Annotated in this window: 1 protein-coding gene; it reads right to left on the bottom strand. The window is 45.3% G+C overall.

Features of this window, described 5'->3' with window-relative positions:
- A partial coding sequence (locus tag R7Q48_RS26855; RefSeq protein WP_318133288.1) for a diguanylate cyclase domain-containing protein occupies positions 1-759 on the bottom strand: 759 nt, incomplete at both ends.

Below are 759 nucleotides of genomic sequence, written 5' to 3'. Positions count from 1 at the left end.
AGTTCGGACGAGATAATCGCTGGTTCTGAACACTTTACGCATCGCATCGGCAATGATCTCGATAACCTCGTCCCCAACGTGATGACCATAGCGATCATTGATTCGCTTGATCCTGTCGCCATCAATGGCAATGACGGAATAAGGGGCCGTTTTCAAGCGGCGTTTGAATTCGCTATCTTTAAAGACCCTGCGGTTAAGTAACCCCGTTAAATCGTCTTTTGTCACATTCGTCAGTGCCGTCGCCAGACGAAGTTTGCTCTCTTTGGATTCATGCGCTTTGTTGTAATACGCCAAGGTTGCCAAAAAGAAAATAACAAACAGAAAGCTGTAATCCACCATCACTTTACTGAACGGGTACATGTAGACAATCAAGTTGTTGTTGTCTGCCACAAAAGATTGGGTGTACGCGAACGATGGCCACGGATAACCTGAAAAATAGATCACCATTTGTTTGTTACCATTGGAGATCTGTACGTCGACGGCTTTCCCTTCGTTATAAAGTGATGAAAGATAGAGCTGTTCTGAAAACTCGCCGACTAACTCACCTTGGAAATAAACCGGGCTCATGATGCTTATTGCCATGTCATCCGAGTAGGTGGTTTTAAACGGCAGAGAAAACAACACGCGATCAGTCAGTTGTTCTTTCCACGCAGCCAGAACGCAAGAGTAGTTGCTCTTGCACCAATCGACATCGAATGTGGCCTTCACACCTTCTAACGCTTTGATTGGTCGCTCTAAAATCAACTTGCTCCCAGTATA

This window comes from Vibrio sp. 378 (assembly GCF_033339435.1).
Note: the sequence above shows the minus strand (reverse complement) of the source record. Positions and strands in the feature narration are given on the sequence as shown.